This window comes from Butyrivibrio sp. AE3004, from assembly GCF_000703165.1.
Classification (GTDB): Bacteria; Bacillota; Clostridia; order Lachnospirales; family Lachnospiraceae; genus Butyrivibrio.
Genome location: NZ_JNLQ01000002.1, coordinates 1,699,149 through 1,718,599, shown reverse-complemented (window position 1 = coordinate 1,718,599; position 19,451 = coordinate 1,699,149). Strand labels below are relative to the sequence as shown.

Below are 19,451 nucleotides of genomic sequence, written 5' to 3'. Positions count from 1 at the left end.
ATATACCTGATATCCAGACAGTTGATGTTTGGGTATCAGGTTTTTTGTGTTTTTGCACAAAACAAGGAAACGAAATTTGAGCACTTCGTTTCTTGTTACATTTTTAAGGTAGTGTTATTATGATTATACGGAAACGTAAAACAACAAGTGACGTTTCCGAGATTGCAAAGGACTACCTGATGAGAAAAAATATATATTTAAACGATAATTGGTATTTTAAAAACGAATTCGATGAAGAAATGATTTCTTCAGACTATAAAAGTGATGAGCTTTTGAACGTCAGAATTCCTCATACTGTAAAGGAAACTCCGTTTAACTATTTCGATGACAAAATTTATCAAATGCTTAGTGGCTACAGAAAAGAATTTATAGCCGATAAGAGCTGGGATGGAAAGAGGATTGTCCTACATTTCGAAGGAGCAGCTCACGAGGCAACAGTATATTTTAACGGCGTACAACTGGGAGTTCATTCTTGTGGATATACTGCTTTTGAATTCGATATTACTGAGAAAATTCTTTATGACAAGCCAAATATCATTGCTGTGAAGCTTGATAGCAGGGAAACACTTAACGTTCCTCCTTTTGGTTTTGTTATAGATTATATGACCTACGGAGGGATTTACAGAGAGGTCTATCTGCAAATAACAGATAAAACATACGTATCGGATGTATTTGTATATACCGATGTGCCTGAAGTATATGAACCCGGACTTGAAGAGAAAAAAGTATCGCCCAAAGCAATTGGGGCATTTCTTCATGCAAAGATAAAACTCGGTGGTAATACTTTAGGGTGTACTGTTTCAAAATCTCTAAGGAGAATTGCAGGAAAACTTCCCGAATGTGTAAATGATGAATATGCAGAGGCTGTGGTGCTTAATAGCTCCAGTGAAAATACGGATATTAGTTTTGGTTTTCACACATTACCTGTTGTTTTGTGGGATATAAATAATCCGGCTCTATATGAATTTATTGTTTCTATACACAGGGATGGCAAATTACTTGATGAAGTTAAGGTTCCGTTTGGCTTTAGAAATGCATCCTTTAAAGCTGATGGTTTTTATCTTAACGGAAGAAAACTGATAATTCGAGGTTTGAACCGCCATCAGTCATATCCTTATGTCGGATACGCAATGCCAGGATCCATGCAGGCTTATGATGCAAAAATATTAAAAGAAGAACTGTGTTTGAATGCTGTAAGAACGTCACATTATCCGCAATCTCATGAGTTTATTAATGAATGTGACAGACTTGGGATGTTGGTGTTTATGGAATTTCCGGGATGGCAGCATATAGGTGATGAAGAGTGGAAAAAACAGGCTGTTATAAATGAGAAGGAAATGATTACACAATATAGAAATCATCCATCCATTTTTATCTGGGGAGTCAGAATAAATGAATCAGCAGATGATGACGCGTTTTATACTAAAACCAATGCTGTGGCACATGAGCTAGACCCCTCCAGAGTGACAGGTGGCGTGAGAGCATCAACAAAAATGAATCTCCTCGAAGATGTATATACGCTTAATGATTTTTCACATAACGGCAAAACGCCGGGATGCATAAAGAAAAAAGATGCTACTCCGGATATGAAGAAACCATATATGGTTACTGAATATAACGGTCACATGTATCCGACAAAGTCTTTTGACCCTGAAGATACCAGAGTGGAACATACAATGAGACACATTCGGGTAATGGATGCAATTGCCGGTGAAGGCGATATAGCAGGCGGCTTTGGATGGTGTATGTTTGATTACAACACGCATAAGGACTTTGGCTCAGGAGACAGGATATGCTATCACGGTGTGATGGATATGTTCAGAAATCCAAAGCTTGCAGCAAAAGCATATGAAATGCAGGGAGATGAAAAACATGTTCTTGAGCTTTCATCCTCAATGGACATAGGTGAACATCCTGAATGTATAAGAGGAGACATATGGCTTTATACAAATGCCGATTCTGTGAGAATGTATAAAAATGATGTCTTTATAAAAGAGTTTCACACTGCTGATTCACCATATAAAAACATAGCACACGGTCCCATTCTGGTTGATGACTTTATAGGAAATCTGCTTTATGAAAATGAAAAATTTTCAACGGAATTTGCCGATAAAGTTAAACATGCACTTAATACAGCAGCAAGATATGGAATGGGTGAACTGGGAATCAGGGATAAGATAACAGGTGCAAGGATGATGCTTGTTCACCGTATGTCTGTAAAAGACATTGTCGACCTTTACCAGAAATACATTGGAGATTGGGGTGGTGAAGCAACATCATTTAAGTTTGAGGCTGTAAAAAACGGAGAGGTAGTTAAAACACTTATTAAAGAAACCGTTAATACTATCTGTTTGGATACGCTTGTTAGCCATACGGAGCTGATAGAAGGAAAAACATATGATGTAGCTTCAGTCAGATTTAAAGTTTCAGATCAGAACGGTAATATTCTTCCTTTCTTTGCGGAACCTGTAAGGCTTAAAGCTGAAGGTGCCATAGATATAATCGGACCTGAAACGGTTCCGGTCAGAGGAGGTATGGCGGGGACATACGTAAAGACGAAAAAAGGACAGGGCAGACAAGGGAAACTTATAATTGAGCTTGATGCACAGGGTGAGTTAATCAGAAAAGAAATAGAATTCAATATTAAAGAAGAGGTAATTGATTATGTCTGATAAATCCAAGGTAATTTTCGGAAATATAATGCCTGAGAGTGTTTATAAGAAGGCAGTAAAAACAAAAGAAAAAAATATTAAGAAATTTGGTGATGATACAAAAGCTGATTACCCAATCCGGATTTCAAATAACCAATATATAGGTGAAAGTCTCGGGGTACAAAATATTGAAGTTTTACCGGAGGGGACAATTCCTTCAAATACACTTCCGTTTGATTCTCAGAATGGAATAATTGTCGGAAATATCAGAATGGGATTTGGTCATTACAGAATAAGTATGGCTATGGCTTCCTGTGCGAAGCACCTTGGATATACACCCTATTGGATGGATTTAAATTCGTATCCACATACTACATGTACAAAGGTAATCAGTGCTCAGAATGAGCTTTATTCTTTGGGGTCAAGACTCTCCAAGAACCCCATTTTTAATAAACTTGTGTGGGAACCTGTGAATTACGAGGGATTTCGTGCACTGTCATATAATGCTGCGGATCAGAAGAATGCAGAACTTATGGCACCTGTATACAAAAATGTTCCAAAGGACATACCGGTAATTGGGACTCATGTATGGCCGGCACAGGCTGCAGTACATGCAGGAATGAAATATGTTGTAAACGCTATTCCGGATAACTGGCCTATGGCACTTCATTTTGCTGAAGGTGCTGTTCATACAATACAGTGCAGAAATGCATATATGGGATACCGTATCCTTAACGGAATGAATAAAAAGCAGATTTGCAAACCGATGCCACAGGATGATCTTGTTTACACAGGGCACTATATCGATCATGAGCTTGTTTCAAATATAGAAAAGGATTGTGAGGCAAGAACAGAAAGAAGAAAAAATAAAAAACCTATGCGATTTCTTCTTACTATTGGGGGAGCAGGTGCGCAGAAGGAGATTTTTGCTGCAATAATACAGTATCTTTTACCCAGAATCGCTAACAAAGAGGCTGTTTTATATGTAAATGTGGGTGACTACAAGCAAGTTTGGGAAGATTTAAAAGATGAGATTCCCGCTATGAAAAAGCACATACATGAGCATCTCGGGGATTTTGAAGAGACTGAAAATTTTGCAAAAGAAGCACTTGATCCCGAAAATGAAGTGAGCGGAATACATGGTTTTTGGCATGAGAATATCTTTGAGGCTGTGTATTGTACAAACCTTCTTATGAGAAGCTGTGATGTTCTGGTGACAAAACCAAGTGAGCTGGCGTTTTATCCTGTACCAAAGCTTTTTATCAAGAGAGTAGGTAAGCATGAAATGTGGGGTGCAATACATTCAGCTGAGGTTGGAGACGGCACATTGGAATGCAGGGATATACCGCATACAATTCAAATGCTGGATCAGTTTTTAAAAACACCGCTTCTCGATGAAATGTGTGAGTGTATTATACAGAACAAGAAAGCAGGTCTGTATGATGGAGCATATAAGGCTGTTGAACTGGCTATGGGCATGAAACAAAAATCAATTATTCCGGAAAAAGAAAAGAAATTGATCTAAGTGTTATAAATTTAAAAACAATTGCTTATGGATGAGGAGATTGAATAGGAAATGAACGATAAGAAAAAACTTAATGGTGCTGCTAAAGCATCGTATGGACTTGGGGCAGTCGGAAAAGATATGGTTTATATGCTTTCAGCATCTTATATTCTGTATTATTTTCAGGATATTTTAGGGGTGAGTGCAGCAGCAATGGGAGTAATTCTTATGGCTGCACGTGTATTTGATGCTTTTAACGACCCTATTATGGGAGCTGTTGTTGCTAAAACAAAAACGAGATTTGGTAAATTCAGACCATGGCTTTTGATAGGAACCATTACAAATGCGATAGTACTTTATCTTATGTTTTCGGCTCCGCCGGAACTATCTGGAAGTGGACTTGTAGTATATGCTGCGGTAACATACATACTTTGGGGAGTTACCTATACTATGATGGATATCCCCTATTGGTCAATGATACCTGCTTTTACAGAAGGCGGCAAAGAAAGAGAAGGACTTACAACTCTTGCAAGATCATGTGCTGGAGTTGGATCAGCACTCATAACTATAGTGACTGTTATGGCTGTATCAGCACTTGGTCATATGTTTGGCGGACAGGGTATTTCTGACAGAGAAGTGGAGAGAATTGGTTTTTCTTATTTTACTATAGTTGTTGCTGTTCTTTTTGTTTTGTTTACGGTTATATGCTGTTTGAATGTAAAAGAAAAATCAACGGTAGATATGGACTCTCCGTCAATAAAGGAAATGTTCAGAGCACTTATTCAGAATGATCAGGCAATGGCGGTTGTTGTTGCAATTGTTATTGTAAACTGCTCTATTTATATCACATCAAATCTTGTAATATACTTTTTTAAGTACGATTTTGGCGGAACAGGATGGAGGGGTGCATATACACTGTTTTCTACTTTTGGCGGTGGTATACAGATCCTTGCTATGATGATCCTTTATCCTTTTCTAAGAAAATTCTTTACATCAATAAAGATTTATTACATAAGTATGGGAATGGCAATTGTGGGTTATATTTCACTCCTTGCACTTGCATCAACATCAATGACAAATGTATATTTGCTTTTTCTTCCGGGATTTTTTATTTTTGCTGCAAACGGAATGCTTGCTGTTATAACAACAGTATTTCTTGCTAATACAGTTGATTACGGTGAACTCAAGAATAATAGAAGAGATGAGTCGGTTATATTTTCAATGCAGACTTTTGTGGTAAAGCTCGCATCAGGTATTTCGGCATTTATTGCTGCTTTGTCTCTGCAGGTACTTGCTCTTAGTAACGATACTGCTGAAGCTGCAGCTGCAATTGATTATTCGGTAGGTGTAAGTGCAGTTCAGAAAATGGGACTTAGAATGACAATGACAATTGTACCTATTATCGGCCTTGTATTTGCTATTTTCTGGTTTAAGAATAAATACATTCTTACAGATGAGAAAATTTCTGAAATATCCGGACAGATTGCAGAACGCAATAAAGTTGCATAAATATTTAAAGGTTCAAAAATATATTTGTATTCTGAATGTTAAAATAAGACATATTCATAACAAACTATTGCTATATATTTTTAAAAAGTTTGTGTGATATGTCTTATTTATTTGTTTAATGCCTTTTTTACACATTATTCAGCTATGGCTTAAACAGGTTGAGATATCTGTCATTTTGGTGTATGCTATATATTGTTTAGTAGTATGCTTAGCGACATTATGTACATACAAGATATTGGGGTCAGAGGATACTATGGATTGTAAGGATTTTCAGAGAATGATACCCGGTTTTTTAGCCGATGAACTGGATAATTATTCTCTTGAAGGATTTTTAAATCATATAGATATGTGTAAGAATTGTAAGGAAGAGCTAACCATACAATTTCTTATTGAGGCCGGAATTCAGAGGCTGGAGGATGGAAGTACCTTTAATCTTGCCAATGAATTACAGTCAACAATTAATGATGCCTGGCAGAGATTACGGATGAGGAAGAGATTACTTAAAATGGCCTATTTTCTGCAGGTTGTTGTTTTTGCTGAGATAATTGCCGCCTTTGCTTTATCGGTGGCACTAAGATAAAAAGTAAGTTGGGGACATTATTAAATGGGGAAGAAGTTATTACTTATAGACGGACACAGTATATTGAACAGAGCGTTCTACGGACTTCCTGATCTTACAAATTCAGAGGGTCTGCATACGGGTGCAGTTTATGGATTCTTGAATATTCTATTCAGACTCATTGATGAGGAGCAACCGGATTATCTGACTGTTGCTTTTGATGTTCATGAGCCTACTTTCAGACACAAGATATATGCACAGTACAAAGGCACCAGAAAACCAATGCCACAGGAATTAAGAGAGCAGGTACCTCTTATGAAAGAGGTATTGGACAGTATGAAAATCTGTCGTATGGAAAAGCCCGGCCTTGAAGCTGATGATATTCTCGGTACTATTGCCAAGAGAGGCGAAAGAGAGGGAATGGAAGTACGTCTTGTATCGGGAGACAGAGATCTTCTTCAGATTGCTTCGGACCATATTTGCGTAAGAATTCCTAAAACAAAAGCAGGGAAAACAGAAATAGAAGATTATTTTGCTGTGGATGTTGAAGCGCTATATAAAGTTAATCCTATACAGTTTATTGAGCTTAAGGCTCTTATGGGAGATTCATCCGATAATATACCGGGCGTTCCGAAGGTAGGAGAAAAAACCGCAATAGAGCTTATGACCACCTATGGGTCAATTGAAAATATCTATAATAATCTTGAAAATATCAGTAAGAAATCCATCAGAGAGTCTCTTGCTGCAAACAGGGATTTATGCGATCTAAGCAAGGTCCTTGCAACAATAAATGTAGAAGCTGAGTTTGATTATTCATTTGAAAATGCCGGTCTTGATGACATTCTTGGACGAGATGCCTATGAAATGTTTAAGAGGCTAAATTTCAGGAATCTGCTTTCGAGATTTGAGGATAATGTAACAAAAACTGAAACAAAACTTGAATTTGTGGATATAAGCGGAAAAGATGCTGTGATAAAGGCTTTTAAAGATGCACATGAATATGCAGGAAAACGTGATGACAGATTTATCGGAGTAGGCCTTATATCTGAAGATGATAAGATATCATCAAAAGCGTCTAAAAAACTTGGTCAGCTTTCATTGTTTGAAGAAGAGAATTTCACGGATAATCTGATAGGCATTAGTATATGCACTGATAATGGGAAAGCTTTATATTTTGAAACTGACGAAGAAGTATCTGAATCGTTTTTAGGAGACAAGCTTTCGGAATTGTCTAAAGATTGCAGGCTTTCATTTTTTGACATAAAGCATGCATATAAGTATTTTAAGCCTTTTGAAACTCTTCATTACAATGAGAGAAAATGCGGGTCTTTTGATACTCTTATAGGTGCGTATTTGATAAATCCCCTGAAAAATGATTATCGTCCTGAGGATATTGCGACTGAATATCTACAAATGACTATAAGATCAAAAGAACAGATTTTCTCGAAAGAATCCCCGAGAGATGTGAGCAGGGATGACAGAAAAGAATACGCTGGCTATCTTGCATACATAAATTTCATGGCAGCACCTGTTATTGAGAAACGGCTTAAAGAGTCGGAAATGCTGGAGCTTATGAACGAAATTGAAATGCCCCTTAGCTATATTTTGTACGATATGGAAAAAGAGGGAATTTTAGTTAAACGTGATGAGCTTAAACTTTACGGTGAACGCCTTACAGGTCGAATAGATGAACTTGAAGAAAGTATACATAAACAGGCCGGAACAGAATTTAATATAAATTCACCCAAACAGCTTGGAGAAGTCCTTTTTGAGAAGATGGGACTACAAGGTGGGAAGAAGACAAAAACAGGATATTCAACAGCTGCAGATGTTCTTGAAAAGCTCGCGCCTGATAATCCGGTAATTAAGGATATTCTTGAATACAGGGGACTTACAAAACTGAAAAGCACATATGCTGATGGTCTTTCTGCTTATATCGGTGATGATGAGAGAATTCATACAAGCTTTAACCAGACTATAACAGCTACAGGAAGAATAAGCTCCACTGAACCTAATCTTCAGAACATCCCGATGAGAACTGAACTTGGAAGAGCTATCAGAAAAGTATTTGTTCCAAAAGTAGGTTATGTTTTTGCCGATGCAGATTATTCACAGATCGAGCTTAGGATTCTTGCTCACATGTCTGGAGATAAAGGCCTTATTGATGCTTATCATGAAGGCAGGGATATTCACAGAATTACTGCATCTAAAGTATTTGGAATACCTTTCGATGAAGTGACGGATGTCCAGAGACGAAATGCAAAGGCTGTTAACTTCGGTATTGTGTATGGCATAAGTGCATTTGGACTTAGTGAAGATTTAAATATTTCCCGTGCTGATGCAAAGAAGTATATGGAAGATTATCTTTCAACATATCCCGGAGTTAAGGCTTATCAGGATGGAGCAATAAATGATGCAAAAGAAAAGGGATATGCCGTGACTCTTTATAATCGCAGGCGTCCCATGCCGGAACTTAAGTCCGGAAACTTTATGCAGAGGCAATTTGGCGAGAGAGTTGCGATGAATGCTCCAATTCAGGGCACTGCAGCAGATATTATAAAAATAGCAATGTTGCGTGTATGGAGACGAATTCAAAAAGAAGAACTCAAGTCTCGTATGATACTCCAGATTCATGATGAACTTTTGATTGAAACGGCAGAGGATGAGATTGACAAGGTGAAAGCAATTCTTGAAGAAGAAATGACAAATGCTGCAAAGCTCCTTGTACCGCTTGAAGCGGAATGTCATATAGGTACTGATTGGTTTGAGGCAAAGTAAGTGGTTAAGATAATAGGTGTTACCGGCGGAGTGGGAGCCGGTAAAAGTACAGTTTTAAACTACATAAAGAGCATTTGTAATTGCAGGATTATTTTTGCTGACCAGGTTGCAAATGACTTAAAGCTGAAAGGGCAGTCATGTTACGAACCAATTGTCGGCCTTTTATCGGAGGATATTCTTTCCGAAAATGGTGAGATAGACAAAAATAAAATGGCTGCGAAGATTTTTGCCGATGAAGAGCTTATACAAAAGGTTAATGACATCCTGCATCCTGCTGTAAATATATACATATCTGATGCAATAAAGCAGGAAAAGATCAGAGATGAACTGGATTATCTTTTTATTGAAGCAGCACTTCTGATAGAGAACGGGTATGACAAAATCGTTGATGAATTGTGGTATATATATGTTTCGGAAGATGTCAGAAGGCAGAGATTAAAAGCTTCAAGAGGCTATTCGGATGATAAAATAAACGATATCTTTAAAGGTCAGCTTAAAGACGATGAATTCAGAAAGTATGCTGACTTTGTAATAAACAATAGCGGCGATGAAAGTGACATGAAACGTCAAATAGATTTAAAGCTGGGGGAAAACTGATGGCAACAATGGCAGAACAATCAGAAAAAAATGTAGTTTTTGGTCTTGATATCGGAACCAGAAGTGTTGTTGGTACTGTCGGATACATGGAGGATGAAATCTTTAATGTTATGGCGCAGTGCGTGGCCAAGCATGAAACAAGAGCCATGCTGGACGGACAAATCCATGACATCGGTAAGGTTGGTGCCACAATAAAAAAAGTTAAGGAAAATCTTGAGCAGCAGACACAGATTCATTTGACGGATGTCTGTATTGCTGCGGCCGGTCGTGTACTCAGAACTGTTAAGACCAATTTTGAAGAAGAGTATACCGACAACAGAGAAATGACTGAAGAAGAGATATACAATCTTGAGTCAAAGGCTGTCGAAAAAGCATATCAGGAGTTTCTTACACAGAATCAGTCAGATATGAAATTTTATCTGGTTGGTTATTCTGTGATGCATTATTACCTTGATGATTATCAGATTGCTAATCTTGAGGGGCATAATGCAGGTAGAGTTGCGCTCGATCTGATAGCAACTTTTCTTCCGGATGATTGTGTTGACGGTCTGTACAAAGCATGTGAGAGAGCTGATCTTAAAGTAGCTAATATGACACTGGAGCCTATAGCTGCGATGATGGTTGCTATTCCACCTCAGTTCAGAATGCTTAATCTTGCACTGGTAGATGTAGGTGCCGGTACTTCCGATATTTGCATTACGGATGATGGTACAATTACGTCTTATGGAATGCTTCCTATAGCAGGTGACTCAATAACTGAGATTATTGCGCAGCATTGCCTTGTCGATTTTAACACTGCAGATCAGATAAAAATCGACGCAAGCCATATGGACCAGGTAAAATATGTTGACATCATGGGACTTGAAAAGACCATATCCGCAAAAGAGATATCAAAGATGATAAAGCCTTTGGTGGAAAAAATGTCAAAGATGGTTACTCAGCAGATCAAACAGCTTAATGGTAATAAACCGGTAAGCGCGGTATTTGTTGTTGGTGGCGGCGGATGTGTTCCGGGGTATACAAAGGCACTTGCAAAAGAAATGAAAATTCCTGAGGAACGTGTTGCACTTCGGGGTGAGGAAGTAATGAAGAGCATAAGATTCCTTACGGAAGACAGCTCAATAGAGCGTGACTCTTTGATGGTTACGCCTCTTGGTATTTGTGTAAGCTTTTACGAGCAGTCTAATAATTTTGTGTTTGTTTCATTTAATGGCCAGCAGACTAAGATTTATGACAACGGCAAACTGGCAATTGTAGATGCTGCTATGCAGGCGGATTTTCCTAATGAAGATCTTTTCCCGAAACGAGGCGAAGAGCTTAGGTTTACAGTCAACGGCCAGGAACGTATGGTAAGGGGAGAGCCGGGTGAAGCAGCTGTTATTACTTTAAATGGATCGCCTGCTGATATACATACTAAGATTCATGCCAATGACATAATTGAAGTCACAAGTTCTACTGCAGGAAGATCCGGAAGAAGTGAAATCAATGATATTCCTGAGTTTAAGAGCACATTCAATATTACTGTCGGTGGTAAGAGTATTGATGTTCCGAGGATGGCGGAAGTTAACGGGGAGCGTCAGACCGGTCTTTATGATATTAAATCCGGTGATGAGATAAAAATCCTGGATTATGAAACGGCAGCACAGATTGCACAGCTGCTTGATATAGACATCACTGAAGACACTATAATTACAGTAAATAATGAAGTTGCAAGCGGGGACACACCTGTATATGAAAATTTCAAGGTGGAATTTAAGAGCGGTGAAGATGCTATAATGGATTACTATGCAGATTTTCCTGATGCCGATGAAGTTGCGATTGAACAGGAAAATGAGGAATCTTCATATGAAGCAGATCCTAATCTTGATTTTGAAGCAAATGAAGACGGTAGTCTGAGTTTTTCCGGTGCAACAACAACTGTAGCGCCTCCTGCAAGGCAGATAACTTCAGGCAGGCGTGTCATCACAAGAGATCTTCATGTAACAGTTAATAATGAGCCTATTGTGCTTCATGGTAAATCGGATTATATTTTTGTAGATATCTTTGATGTAATTGATTTTGATTTAAGTAAACCTAACGGAAGATCAATCGTGACGACCTTAAACGGTGGAACACCCGATTATATGCAGGCTATTCACGAAGGTGACAGAATAGAAGTTTACTGGAAATAGTATATAAATAAATACTTTTTTAACCATATAGACACATTTTTTTCACAGTTTATATTTAGTATGGAAACGGAGAATTTAATAAATGAGACTCGCAAGCCTATCAAGCGGCAGTAGTGGGAATAGCATTTATGTTGGTTCTGATACTACGCATATCCTTGTAGATACGGGGTGCAGTAAAAAAAGAATAGTTGAAGGTCTTTCAAAGCTGGACCTTTCATTGGATGATATAGATGCGATTTTTGTAACACATGAGCATTCAGACCACATTGCCGGGTTACACACAATATTGAAGAAACATGATATACCTGTATTTGCCACAAAAGGTACTATTCAGGGGATACGTCTTAGTGATAAAAAAAGTGAAATGATTTCTTCTGAGTTTCATGAAATCCGTGCTGATGAAAAAGTATCAGTAAAGGATATGACAATAAATCCAATCACAATAATGCATGATGCTTTGGAACCTGTGGCATACAGAATATCATGTGGGAATAAAAAGATAGGAATTGCAACAGACTTAGGCTGTTACAATGAATACACAGTAGATAATTTAAGGGGAATGGATGCTATACTTATTGAGGCCAATCACGATGTGAGAATGCTTCAGTCAGGTCCATACCCTTATATGCTGAAAAAAAGAATACTGGGTGAAAAAGGACATTTGTCCAATGAGAAAAGTGGGGAGCTTCTTTGCAGAATCCTGCATGATAATCTAAAAGGAATTCTCTTGGGACATCTCAGTAAAGAAAATAATCTTCCTGAACTGGCTTATGAAACGGTGAGGGTTGAGATAGAAATGGGTGAGAACCCATATCATGGAAATGATTTTCCTATAATGGTAGCTGCGAGAAATGAGCTTTCTTCTGTTATTGAAGTGTGAGAAAAGTGAGGAGTAAAAGTATGAATAAAATTATAATTACTGTCGTTGGTAAGGACACCGTTGGTATTATTGCAAAAGTATGTACATATCTTGCTGAAAACAGTATCAACATTCTTGATATTTCCCAAACAATTGTATCAGGATACTTCAACATGATGATGATTGTTGATATGTCTAAGAGTAGCGCTGACTTTATGAATGTCTCAGATTCACTTGAAAAACTTGGTGAAGGCATAGGCGTAGTTATCAAATGTCAGAGAGAAGAAATATTTGATTCTATGCACAGAATTTAAGCAAAAGTAAAGGAGCGCCAATGATCAACATAAATGAAGTTTCAGAAACAAATGAAATGATCGAAAAGGAAAACCTTGATGTAAGAACGATTACCATGGGTATAAGCCTTTTTGATTGTATAAGCTCGGACTTGGATACTCTTAACAAGAATATCTACGAGAAGATATATAACTCTGCAAAGAATCTTGTTCAAACAGGAGAGGATATTGCTAAAGAGTTTGGAATCCCGATAGTAAATAAACGAATATCAGTAACTCCTATAGCACTGATCGGTGCTTCTGCATGTAAAAGCTCTGACGATTATGTAACAATTGCAAAAACGCTCGATAAGGTTGCTAAAGAGGTTGGAATCAATTTTCTTGGTGGATACAGTGCACTTGTAAGTAAGGGAATGACTGAGTCAGACAGGCTTCTTATTGAGTCAATACCGAAAGCTTTGGCAGAAACGGATGTAGTTTGTTCATCTGTAAATGTCGGATCAACTAAGACCGGTATAAACATGGATGCTGTAAGGCTTCTTGGTGACGTTATTGTTAAGACTGCAGAAAAAACAAAGGACAATGATAGTGCCGGATGCACAAAGCTTGTTGTATTTTGCAATGCACCTGATGATAATCCGTTTATGGCCGGAGCTTTTCATGGAGTAACAGAGGCTGATAGAATCATAAATGTTGGTGTCAGTGGCCCCGGTGTTGTTAAGACAGCTCTCGAAAAAGTCCGTGGGGAGAACTTTGAAATTCTCTGTGAGACTATCAAAAAAACTGCATTTAAAGTTACCAGAGTAGGACAGCTTGTAGCTAAGGAAGCTTCAGCAAGACTTGGAGTACCTTTTGGAATTGTCGATCTTTCTCTTGCACCTACACCGGCAATCGGTGATAGTGTAGCGGACATTCTCCATGAAATCGGTGTTGAACATGCAGGCGCGCCCGGAACAACAGCAGCACTTGCACTTTTAAATGACCAGGTTAAGAAGGGAGGAGCTATGGCTTCTTCTTATGTTGGTGGTCTTTCAGGAGCTTTCATCCCGGTTAGTGAAGATCAGGGAATGATAAATGCAGTTAATGCAGGTGCGCTTACATTGGAAAAATTGGAAGCGATGACTTGTGTTTGCTCTGTAGGACTGGACATGATAGCAATACCCGGCGATACAAAGAGCACAACAATTGCAGGAATAATAGCAGATGAGATGGCTATAGGTATGATAAATCAGAAGACAACTGCTGTAAGACTTATTCCGGTAATCGGAAAAAAGGCCGGTGATACAGTTGATTTCGGAGGCCTTTTGGGGTTTGGACCTATCATGAACGTTAACAGGTTTTCATGCGATGAATTTGTTAACAGAGGCGGAAGAATACCTGCGCCAATTCACAGCTTCAAGAATTAAAGACGGAAAAGAAACTTACTATGGAAAAGCTAAAAAATGTTTCTGATAAAGTATCGGAAATGGCAGAAAAAGTGAATAGAAACTTGCGCAGAAATGCTGCAGGCCAGACGGATAAAGCGCCCAAAATGCACAGGGGTATGAAGATTAACAGAAATACAAAAAAGACTGTCAGAGAGACGTGTGTATCATGGGGATTTCTAATGCCAAGTCTGATGGGGGTTATGACTTTCTTTGTACTTCCGTTTTGTGTGGTGGTTTTTTATGCACTTGTTAATAACCCTATACAGAAAGAATTTGTAGGACTTTTTAATTTTGAGAGAGTATTTACCAATAATGCTTTCAGGCAGGCGGCTTACAATACATTTAAATTTTCTATTATTGCAGTGCCGCTTTCAGTAATTCTTTCACTATTTCTGGCTGTTGTTATGGAATCCGGTATCCCTTTTAAAAGTCAGTTCAGAAGCTTTTTTCTGAGTCCGATGATGGTTCCGATTGCTTCAATAGTCCTTATATGGCAGGTACTTTTTCATTTTAACGGAATAATCAATGTTATCGGAATGAGCTTTGGCGGACCTAAAATTGACTGGTTGAAATCAGATAAAGCGCAGATAGTAATAGTTGTTCTGTTCTTATGGAAAAATCTTGGATATAACATGATTCTTTTTATGGCTGCTCTTTCCAGCGTGCCTAAAGATCTTTTGGAAGTGGCAAGACTTGAAAGCGCTACCGATGCACAGATATTTTGGACGATAAAAATGAGATATCTGTCTTCAACAATATTGTTTGTTACTATTATGTCTCTAATAAATTCTTTTAAGGTTTTTAGAGAGATATATCTAATGACCGGTGATTATCCGTATAAGACATTGTATATGATGCAGCATTTTATGAATAATACTTTTGCATCTGTTGATTATCAAAAGCTTTCAGCATCTGCGATATTGATGGCTATGGTGATCATTGTTTTGATGCTTATAATGTTTGTTACGGAGAACCGGTACGGAAAGGATATAGAAGGATAATAATGTCTGGACTTAAGCTGCCTGCCGGAGAAGTTGCTTTTTATGAAAAAGCAATCCGGAAGGCACGACGAAAAAGAAAAATATATAAATACGGGATAGTGGCAGGAACGGTGATATGTGCCATATTTGCAATCCTTTTCCTGCTCCCGACAATACTTACAGTTACGAATTCATTTATGAGTTCATCTGAAATAAACGCTAATTACGGGGCTGTATTTCAGACAACAGATACCGGAGGAAAAGTATTTATTTCAAAAACGGTAAATCTGAAATTTATACCGGATATGGTTTCGTTTGATCAGTATATTACAGTGCTTTTTAAATCACCGGAATACCTGGTTAAGTTTTGGAATAGTGTTTTTTATGTAGGCCCCATACTGATTGTTCAGCTTATGATTGCCATGCTTGCATCATATGGTTTTGCAAGATATAGAGGTAGAGTAAGAGAGGTTATTTTCTTTCTTTATATAATCATGATGCTTATGCCATATCAGGTAACTCTCGTACCTAATTATCTGGTTTCATCATGGCTTGGAATTCTGGACACCAGATGGGCAATATGGCTTCCGGGATTTTTTTCACCGTTTGCAGTATATTTGCTTACCAAATTTATTCGAAGAATTCCGACAGAAGTAATGGAAGCAGCTTCAATTGACGGTGCCAGTGAATGGCAGATTTTTTCTCAGATATGTGTTCCGCTATGCAAAAGCGGACTTATATCAATTGGAATTCTGGTGTTTATAGATTACTGGAATATGGTTGAACAACCACTTATTTTATTATCCAATGATGAACTTCATCCGCTTTCGGTATTTTTGTCTAAAATTAATGCGCATGAAATCAGTCTTGCGTTTGCGGTAGCAGTTATTTATCTTGTGCCACCGCTATTGATTTTCTTATATGGGGAAGAGTACCTGATCGAAGGTATTTCATACCAAGGCGGTTTAAAAGGATAGATTTTTGCCGGAAGGCACATGTTTTAGTTTAAAGGGAAGAGGAAGTAACGGTATGTCTGAAGTAAGAAATGTAAGACCTAAGAAAAACAGAAAGGATATAATAAAAGATCTGGCAATCGCGTTTTTGGCAATTTTATTATTGCTTACCTTTTTTTCAAACACGATTATGAATTATTCATTGCCTGAAGTTGAAATTCAGCAAATTCAGCAGGGGACGATTTCACCTATTATAAGAGGAACCGGAACGGTGGAAGCAAAAGATCCTTATAATGTAAAGGTTTCTCAGGAACGCGTTATAAAGAGCGTTGCGGTTTCTGAAGGAGCTAAGGTCAAGAAGGGAGATATTCTTTATTATCTGGAGGATAAGGAATCAACAGAGCTTCAGGACGCAAAAAGTAAACTTGATGATTTGATGCAGACCTTTGAGACCTCTTTGTTTTCAGGTGATCTGTCAAATGAGGCCATTAATCGTGTAAGAGGCGGTCAGACCCTTTCAATGGATCAGTTTCAGGCAAAGCTTAAGGCTGCAACTGACAGATATGATGCTGCTAAACTTGCGGATGAGGAAGCGCAGGCAGCGATTGATGCTCAGTCTCAGGAGCAGGCATATACATCTGCACAGTATAATTATGATGAGGCTACTCCTCAGTATCGTGATGCTGACATAACTTATAGAATTACAGAACTTGATCAGCAGATAGAGGCTGCTAAATCAGAATCATCTGATTCTACAACAGAGACTAATGCAGACACTGTACAGAAGGATAAGTATGATCGCGCTAAAGACGAGGTTACTACCGCCAAGAGTACAGAAAGCTCATATTATGAAAAATGGCGTAAAGCTATAGACGAGCAAACAAAAGGAAATGCAACTCAGGAAACAGTTGATAATGCTGAGAAAGCCTATAAAGAGAAAAAGGCAGCAAGAGAAGAGGCTGAATCAAAACTTGCTAAGGCAGAGGCTGCATATATCAGTGCTCAGGCTTCGGTTTCAAAAAAGACTGTTAACGAAGCTCTGGTTGAAGCTCTTGAAGCTGAAAAGAACAGACTGCTTCTTGAACAGGCAAGCGGAACAAAAGATGTTTCACAGATTACTACCCAGGCAGGTCAGGTTGATAATGATTATCAGCGTAAGGCCGCAAGTCTTCAGGATACAAAAAATAAGACTTCTCAGGAACTTGAAAGAGCTACAACTGATAGAACAGAGCTTCTTACTGAGATTGCAAAAGAGATAGAACTGGATTCTCAGAGAGATACTATAAATGAGCAGAAGGAAGTTGTGGAGAAACTTGAGAAGGAGTCAGTCGGAGCTACTATAGATGCGCCGGTAGACGGTACGGTTACAGATCTTACACTTAAAGCCGGTGAGTCTACAAACGCTGAAAATCCGGTTGCAATTATTCAGGTTGAAGGAAAAGGAATGCAGACCAGTTTTTCCGTAACCATGGATCAGGCAAAGAGACTTAAGGTCGGAGATATTGCTGAGCCTCAGAATGCATGGTATTACACAGACTTTAAGGCAACTCTTAAGTCTATTACTGCCGATCAGCAAAATCCTAATACAAAGAAGCTCCTTACATTTGCTATTGAGAGTACTGAAGTTCAGAATGGTCAATCCGTCAGTCTGCAGATTGGTGAGAAGTCAGATGCTTACGATCTCACAATTCCTGCAGGTGCTCTTAGAGGTGACAACAACGGTAAATTTATTTATGTAGTTAAATCAAAATCAAGTCCTCTCGGAAACAGATATATAGCTTCCAGAGTTGATGTAGAGGTATTGGCTTCAGATGATACAACTGCGGCTATCAGCGGAAGCCTTGAGGGGGACGAATATGTGATTGCCAGGACAACAAGTCCGCTTAATTCAGGCGATCAGGTAAGATTGGCTAATAATCAATGAATAAATTAAGCAAAAATATTACTAACTTTTTTAAAAATCTAAAAATCAGACAGATTGTATTTATTGCAGTATTGGTATTTTTGGTTCTGACAATATATGGAATCAACTTTTTTAGAGACAATATCGTGGATCATCAGTACGATCAGCTTATGGGGAGAAGATGGTCTGATGATCAGAGGTGCGGGCAGGTCAGTATGTTCTTCTCTGAAAATCAGGGAGTAAACACTGACAAGATAAATGAATATGTTTATAACATCAACAAAGGCCTTATTGCAGATGGATTGCAGGAAGCTGATGCCAGCACACAGGGAGGCGATGCAGTATGGAATTACTGTTTCAGTTCTGTAGGAAGCGTGGATATAAATAAGGAGCTTAAAACAGTAACGGCTGTTGCCATTGGTGTTGGCGGCGATTACTTTCAATTCCATCCTATGAGACTTTTAAGCGGTAACTATTTTACCGGTGATATTGTTATGAAGGATTATGTTATTCTTGATGAGGATCTTGCATGGCAGCTATTTGGATCTACCAATATTATCGGCGAAAATATTCTTATTGGCGGAGTGCCTCATTACATTGTCGGCGTTGTGAAAAAGGACAGCGGAAAGTATGTTAAGGCAGCCGGAATGGTTTATCCGACAATCTTTATGTCTTTTGAATCGCTTGCTACATATGGGAAAATTGATGCTTCAGTACTGTCAACAGACGGAACACTCGGAAAAGTAGATGTTGCTTCTAAGAACGACGATGAGAACGGAAACGGCTCATCTGATGTTGATACGCAGGCAAAAGGAATAATCTGCATGGAAGTAGTAATGCCCAACACTGTAAGCAACTATGCTAAGACTTTTGTTATTGATAAGCTTGGTCTTAATACAACACAGGTTGAGGTTGTAGATAATTCTGCCAGATTTGAGGATATAAACCTGCTGGGACTTATAGGAAAATTCAATACCAGAGGAATGCAGATTAAGCCTGTTATTTATCCCTATTGGGAGAATAATGCAAGGGCTTATGAAAATATATTGGCTGTAGCACTTTTAATAAAAATAATATGTTTCGCGATAATCTTTTTTATGCTTTCAGTTTTTGTTGTTCAGGCGTACAGACATAAAAAGTGGACAGTAGGTCAGGTAGTACATAAAGTATCTGACTGGAAATATGATTTGGAATCAAACGTGAAATACCATAATGAAAAATGGAAATATTTCTAATATTAGAATTATTCAGTCATATATAAACTATA

Annotated in this window: 14 protein-coding genes; all 14 read left to right on the top strand. The window is 38.2% G+C overall.

From position 1 onward, the window contains the following. Positions 1-119 precede the first annotated feature (119 nt). The 14 genes from BV60_RS0110515 (at position 120) to BV60_RS0110450 (ending at position 19,419) form a co-directional block, all read left to right on the top strand. A complete protein-coding gene (locus BV60_RS0110515) occupies positions 120-2,672 on the top strand; it encodes a glycoside hydrolase family 2 protein (protein ID WP_242840970.1) in 2,553 nt (850 codons plus the stop codon). Further along, positions 2,665-4,176, top strand: coding sequence for a DUF6937 domain-containing protein (locus BV60_RS0110510; RefSeq protein WP_051656658.1), 1,512 nt, complete (start codon positions 2,665-2,667; stop codon positions 4,174-4,176). Before BV60_RS0110515 ends, BV60_RS0110510 begins: the two co-directional genes overlap by 8 nt. Positions 4,177-4,227: 51 nt before the next feature. Further along, positions 4,228-5,664 (top strand): glycoside-pentoside-hexuronide (GPH):cation symporter, encoded by a 1,437-nt coding sequence (locus BV60_RS0110505; protein ID WP_029321583.1) that lies wholly within the window; start codon positions 4,228-4,230, stop codon positions 5,662-5,664. A gap of 253 nt (positions 5,665-5,917) precedes the next feature. Then, positions 5,918-6,244: a zf-HC2 domain-containing protein gene (locus BV60_RS0110500; protein ID WP_051656657.1), complete on the top strand. Its 327-nt coding sequence runs from the start codon at positions 5,918-5,920 to the stop codon at positions 6,242-6,244. A gap of 24 nt (positions 6,245-6,268) precedes the next feature. Next, on the top strand, positions 6,269-9,001 hold the full coding sequence (gene polA, locus BV60_RS0110495; RefSeq protein WP_029321578.1) for a DNA polymerase I: 2,733 nt from the start codon (positions 6,269-6,271) through the stop codon (positions 8,999-9,001). Then, positions 9,002-9,598: a dephospho-CoA kinase gene (gene coaE, locus BV60_RS0110490; RefSeq protein ID WP_029321577.1), complete on the top strand. Its 597-nt coding sequence runs from the start codon at positions 9,002-9,004 to the stop codon at positions 9,596-9,598. Continuing rightward, complete coding sequence (locus BV60_RS0110485) at positions 9,598-11,769, top strand: cell division protein FtsA (RefSeq protein ID WP_029321575.1); 2,172 nt, start codon at positions 9,598-9,600, stop codon at positions 11,767-11,769. Before coaE ends, BV60_RS0110485 begins: the two co-directional genes overlap by 1 nt. Before the next feature lie 82 nt (positions 11,770-11,851). Then, on the top strand, positions 11,852-12,649 hold the full coding sequence (locus BV60_RS0110480) for an MBL fold metallo-hydrolase (RefSeq protein ID WP_029321573.1): 798 nt from the start codon (positions 11,852-11,854) through the stop codon (positions 12,647-12,649). 20 nt (positions 12,650-12,669) lie between these two features. Then, on the top strand, positions 12,670-12,942 hold the full coding sequence (locus tag BV60_RS0110475; protein ID WP_029321571.1) for an ACT domain-containing protein: 273 nt from the start codon (positions 12,670-12,672) through the stop codon (positions 12,940-12,942). A gap of 20 nt (positions 12,943-12,962) precedes the next feature. After that, positions 12,963-14,327 (top strand): PFL family protein, encoded by a 1,365-nt coding sequence (locus BV60_RS0110470; protein ID WP_029321570.1) that lies wholly within the window; start codon positions 12,963-12,965, stop codon positions 14,325-14,327. 20 nt (positions 14,328-14,347) lie between these two features. After that, positions 14,348-15,349 (top strand): carbohydrate ABC transporter permease, encoded by a 1,002-nt coding sequence (locus BV60_RS0110465; RefSeq protein WP_242840969.1) that lies wholly within the window; start codon positions 14,348-14,350, stop codon positions 15,347-15,349. 2 nt (positions 15,350-15,351) lie between these two features. Then, on the top strand, positions 15,352-16,305 hold the full coding sequence (locus tag BV60_RS0110460; protein ID WP_081846647.1) for a carbohydrate ABC transporter permease: 954 nt from the start codon (positions 15,352-15,354) through the stop codon (positions 16,303-16,305). A 52-nt stretch (positions 16,306-16,357) separates the two neighbouring features. Further along, entirely contained in the window at positions 16,358-18,205 is a 1,848-nt protein-coding gene (locus BV60_RS0110455) for an HlyD family efflux transporter periplasmic adaptor subunit (protein WP_029321564.1), read from the top strand. Beyond that, a complete protein-coding gene (locus tag BV60_RS0110450; RefSeq protein ID WP_029321562.1) occupies positions 18,202-19,419 on the top strand; it encodes an ABC transporter permease in 1,218 nt (405 codons plus the stop codon). Before BV60_RS0110455 ends, BV60_RS0110450 begins: the two co-directional genes overlap by 4 nt. Positions 19,420-19,451 lie beyond the last annotated feature (32 nt).

Coding starts and splice junctions, on each gene's coding strand:
- BV60_RS0110480 (WP_029321573.1), top strand. CDS start 11,852: ATGAGACTCGCAAGCCTATCAAGCGGCAGTAGTGGGAATAGCATTTAT.
- BV60_RS0110470 (WP_029321570.1), top strand. CDS start 12,963: ATGATCAACATAAATGAAGTTTCAGAAACAAATGAAATGATCGAAAAG.
- BV60_RS0110485 (WP_029321575.1), top strand. CDS start 9,598: ATGGCAACAATGGCAGAACAATCAGAAAAAAATGTAGTTTTTGGTCTT.
- BV60_RS0110510 (WP_051656658.1), top strand. CDS start 2,665: ATGTCTGATAAATCCAAGGTAATTTTCGGAAATATAATGCCTGAGAGT.
- BV60_RS0110465 (WP_242840969.1), top strand. CDS start 14,348: ATGGAAAAGCTAAAAAATGTTTCTGATAAAGTATCGGAAATGGCAGAA.
- BV60_RS0110450 (WP_029321562.1), top strand. CDS start 18,202: ATGAATAAATTAAGCAAAAATATTACTAACTTTTTTAAAAATCTAAAA.
- BV60_RS0110500 (WP_051656657.1), top strand. CDS start 5,918: ATGGATTGTAAGGATTTTCAGAGAATGATACCCGGTTTTTTAGCCGAT.
- BV60_RS0110515 (WP_242840970.1), top strand. CDS start 120: ATGATTATACGGAAACGTAAAACAACAAGTGACGTTTCCGAGATTGCA.
- BV60_RS0110475 (WP_029321571.1), top strand. CDS start 12,670: ATGAATAAAATTATAATTACTGTCGTTGGTAAGGACACCGTTGGTATT.
- BV60_RS0110460 (WP_081846647.1), top strand. CDS start 15,352: ATGTCTGGACTTAAGCTGCCTGCCGGAGAAGTTGCTTTTTATGAAAAA.
- BV60_RS0110505 (WP_029321583.1), top strand. CDS start 4,228: ATGAACGATAAGAAAAAACTTAATGGTGCTGCTAAAGCATCGTATGGA.
- polA (WP_029321578.1), top strand. CDS start 6,269: ATGGGGAAGAAGTTATTACTTATAGACGGACACAGTATATTGAACAGA.
- BV60_RS0110455 (WP_029321564.1), top strand. CDS start 16,358: ATGTCTGAAGTAAGAAATGTAAGACCTAAGAAAAACAGAAAGGATATA.